Source organism: Gluconacetobacter sp., from assembly GCF_047721585.1.
Taxonomy (GTDB): domain Bacteria; phylum Pseudomonadota; class Alphaproteobacteria; order Acetobacterales; family Acetobacteraceae; genus Gluconacetobacter; species Gluconacetobacter dulcium.
In genome coordinates, this window is record NZ_JBDNXE010000209.1 from 1 (window position 1) to 4072 (window position 4072).

General features: G+C 64.2%; 4 protein-coding genes. 1 reads left to right on the forward strand and 3 read right to left on the reverse strand.

All coding sequences use genetic code 11. The annotated features are described in order from the left end of the window. Positions 1–586: M16 family metallopeptidase (locus ABF821_RS20185; RefSeq protein ID WP_415531372.1), on the forward strand; the 586-nt coding region annotated here is incomplete at its 5' end. A 47-nt stretch (positions 587–633) separates the two neighbouring features. On the opposite strand, the gene ABF821_RS20190 is transcribed toward ABF821_RS20185, so the two are convergent. The 3 genes from ABF821_RS20190 to ABF821_RS20200 all read right to left on the reverse strand — a co-directional run. After that, positions 634–2976 carry a TonB-dependent siderophore receptor gene (locus ABF821_RS20190; RefSeq protein ID WP_415531373.1) on the reverse strand — a complete coding sequence of 781 codons (2343 nt, stop codon included), beginning with the start codon at positions 2974–2976 and terminating at the stop codon, positions 634–636. A gap of 159 nt (positions 2977–3135) precedes the next feature. Further along, positions 3136–3279, reverse strand: coding sequence for a hypothetical protein (locus ABF821_RS20195; RefSeq protein WP_415531374.1), 144 nt, complete (start codon positions 3277–3279; stop codon positions 3136–3138). Between the two features lie 23 nt (positions 3280–3302). Continuing rightward, positions 3303–4072, reverse strand: a 770-nt coding sequence (locus ABF821_RS20200; RefSeq protein WP_415531375.1) for a S1 RNA-binding domain-containing protein, incomplete at its 5' end; no start/stop codon positions are given.

Here is a 4072-nt window from a genome sequence, read left to right on the forward strand (position 1 = left end):
CTCCCGCCCCGACAGCCGCGCCTCGCGCACGCAGGTGCCCGACCGCACCAGCGTGCAGGATACCGCGGTCCTGGCCGAAAGCCTGGGCCTGACCGCCGCCCACCCGGACCATTTCGCGCTCGCCGTCGGCAACGAGATCCTGGGCAACGGCTTTTCGTCCCGCCTCTACCGCGACCTGCGGGTGCGCACGGGCTACGTCTATTCGGTCAGCAGCAGCTTCTCGTGGTCGCGCCATCGCGGCGGCTACAGCATCAGCTTCGGCGCCGATCCCGACAAGGTCGGCCGCGCGCGCGACGCCGCCCTGCACGACCTGCAAACCATGCAGGAGCATCCCGTGACCGACGACGAACTGACGCTCGCCAAGGCCGCCCTGCTGCGCGGCCTGCCGCTGGCCCGCGCCAGCCTCGACGCGATCGCGTCGCTGGACCTGCAACTGATCGAGCTGGGCCTGCCGCTCGACACCCCCGACCAAGCGGCCCGCGCCTATTACGGCATGACGGCCGCCACCGTGCAGACCGCCTTCCGCACCTGGGTCCGCCCGCGCGACATGGCGGAAATCGTCAAGGGCCCCGCCCCCACGCCCTGACGGGCACGGACGGCGGTGGCCGGCCGATCAGGCCACCGCCGTCCCCCTCAATAGCGGCCGCGGATCGTGAAATTGAACGTCCGAGGCTCGCCGAAAATCTGGCCGTCATAGAATCCGGCCTGCCGCACATAGGTCTTGTCGGTCAGGTTCGTGATGTTTCCGGCAATATCCAGCCAGTTGGTCAACCGATAGCGCGCCATCAGGTTGATGAGCGTATAGCCGTTGACCTTGATGTTGGAACTGTCATAGCGCCCCCCACCCAACGGCCGGCCCGGATTGGTCGTCCAGTCGGTATGGGTCTGGCTCGAAATCCCGCCCCCCACGGTCAGGCGATGCAGCGCGCCGGGAAAGGTGTAGCTGGTCGTCAGCCGCACCAGATGATGCGGGTCCTGCTGATAGCTTAGCCCCTTGGTCTGCAGATAGCTGTAGCCGAAGAAGACGCTCCAGCCCGGCAGCACCTCGCCCGACGCATCGAAATCGATGCCTTCCGATTTTACGCCGCTCATGGCGGTATAGATCGCATTGCCGGTGGTCTCGTTCACCGCCCCGGTCGCCTGCGCGACATTGCTCTGCCGGTTGAGATAGAACGCCAGCGACGTATTCAGCCGCCGTCCAAAGAATGCCCCCTTCAGGCCGGTCTCGTAGCTCTTGCCCATCACCGGGTCCAGCGGACGGTTGTCCGCGTCGCGCAGGTTCGATTGTGGCGTAAAGACATTGGTATAGCTGCCATAGACAGACATGGTCTTCGTAAAATCATAGACCATGCCAGCATAAGGCGTCAGCACCGCGTTCTGTCGCGCGCCGCCCGCCATCTTGGTGTAGCGGTTGGCCACGTTATAAAGGTCGCTATAGGCTTCGTAGGTGCTGATACGCCCGCCAAGGATCAGCGACAGCCCCTTCGCAAGGATGAACCGGCCGGAGACATAGGCCCCGTAATTCCGGCTCACATCGACCTCCCGCGCGCGGGTGCGATGCGTCGAGAAACCGGGATAAGAACCATCCCACGTCCGCCAGTTGGCGATCGGCAGCCCCGCCGCGCGATACTGGCAGCCCGACCACGGCGCGACACCGGCGATGCTGCAATTCCCCAGCGCCTTGCTGAAGGTATATTGCGTCAGTTCGTCGTTATAGCCGTTGAAACCGAACATCAGTTGATGCTCGCGGCCAAGGACATGCAGCGGGCCGGAGATATGCACGTCGGCATTGTCGCGGGCGTCGGCATAATCGGCGTGCAGCGCGTTCAGATACCCACCGGTCCCGTCCTGCTTCCAGAACCCGGCGAACCCGCCGACATTGCGCGCCGCATTGTTGATCTTCGCCACGCCGAGATCGCTCAGCGACCCGCCCTGCGTGCGCATGTAGCCGACCATCAGATGCCAGCCTGCGGAAAAATCATGATCGTAGTTGATGAAGGCCGTATACATGTCGCGGGTGGCCTGGCTCCAGTCCGCCACCGGATTGGTCTTGCGCGGCAGATGGGCCGGCGTGCCGTCGGCAAACCAGATCGGCACGTTCGTCCCCCACGATGCACCGTCATTGCGTGTCCGCTCGTACTGGAAGCCGAAATTCAGCACGTCGCGCGACGACAGATCGGCGGCGAAACTGGCCAGCGCGCCGATGCGGTTGACATGCTCGCGCTCGCGGAACGTGTCGGTATCATCCCAACTGAAGACATAGCGGCTGCGGATAGAGCCCGACCTGTTCAGCGGCGTGTTCACATCGGCCATCACGCGGCGCTCGTTCCAGTTTCCCAGACGCAGCAACCCGTTCACCCCGAAGGTCCGCCCCGCCCGCTTGCGTTGCAGATAGATCGTCGCCGACGGGTCGCCCGTGCCGCCCAGCAGCCCGTTGGCCCCCCGCACGATCTGCACGTTCTCGTACAGGTCCATGTTCATCGACGAACCGAGACCGGCAAAGCTCGTGCTCCCGTCGATCTGCATGCCGTCGATCTTGTAGTTGGTGATGTCGAAGCCACGCGCGCGATACGTCGTACGCCCCGCATTGTCGTTGGCATAGGAGGTCACGCCCGGCGTCATGGTCAGCACGTCGTCCAGCGTGTTGATCTGCTGGTCGTCCATCAACTGGCGCGTCAGCACCGTCACGGTCTGCGGTGTCTCGCGCAGGCTCAGCGCCAGGCCGGTGGAGGCACTCGCCTCCGACACCGTATAGCTGCCCCGCTCCGCCCGGCGGGAGCGCACCTCGATATGTTCCCCGGTCACCGCCGGCTTGGGCGGCAAAGTGCCCGCAGCCGCACGCTTGGCGGCCGCCTTCCTGCCCCCGGCTCCCTTGACGCCGCTCTCCCGGCCATCGGTCACATCCGCCGGAGCCGCACTTCCCCGACTCGCATTCCCCTTGCCTGCCGCATCCCCGGCCGCCTTTTGCCGCTGCACACCCTTCGGGTCCTGGTCGCTCCTGTCGGGCGCTGCGGCGGCGCATGACGGTACAATCCAGAACAACGACGATAATATCGACGAAAACAGAAATGCGGAACGGATCGTCCGCCGGGCCGAGATCTTCACCACCACCTCATTCGAGTTTGATAATCATTCTCAATAGGTGAGATCTGCACCAATTCGGTTACATTTCACAATAGACAGCAACACGACAAAATATTGCAGCACCCCATCGACCTCCCCTTCCAGGCGCCGGACAAAGAAAAAGGGCGGTGCCGTTTCCGGCACCGCCCCTTTCATAGTCGATCCGCGAGGCGGAACGATCAGGCGTCGGCGTTACGACGACGGATCGCGGCACTCAGGATGTCACCCAGCGAGGCGCCGCTGTCGGACGAGCCGTACTCGTTGATCGCCTGCTTGTCTTCCTCGACCTCGCGGCCGCGGATGGTCAGGGCCAGCTTGCGGGCGGCACGATCGACCGACACGATCTTCGCATCGACCTTCTCGCCGACGGCGAAACGCTCCGGACGCTGCTCGGCCTTGTCGCGCGCCAGTTCGGCGCGGCGGATGAAGCCGGTCAGAACGTCGTCGACCTTCACCTCGATGCCGTTCGACTGCACGGCGGTCACGATGCAGGTGACGATCGCGCCCTTCTGCACCTTGCCCAGCGCATCGGCGGCGGGGTCTTCATGCAGCTGCTTGATGCCGAGCGAGATGCGCTCCTTCTCGACGTCCACATCCAGCACCTTCGCCTGGACGACCTGACCCTTCTCGTAGTGGGTCATGGCGACTTCGCCGGTCTCGTCCCACGACAGGTCGGACATGTGGACCATGCCGTCGATGTCCGCGGACAGGCCGATGAACAGGCCGAACTCGGTGATGTTGCGGATCTCGCCCTCGACCGTGGAGCCGATCTTGTGCTCCTCGGCGAACTGCTCCCACGGGTTGCGCTGCACCTGCTTCAGACCCAGCGAGATGCGACGCTTGCCGCTGTCCACGTCCAGGACCATGACGTCGACTTCCTGCGAGGTCGCGACAATCTTGCCCGGATGGACGTTCTTCTTCGTCCAGGACATTTCGGAAACGTGCACCA

Excerpts from the sequence above, each read along its gene's own strand:
- ABF821_RS20195 (WP_415531374.1), bottom strand. The coding sequence starts at position 3,279 with ATGAAAGGGGCGGTGCCGGAAACGGCACCGCCCTTTTTCTTTGTCCGG.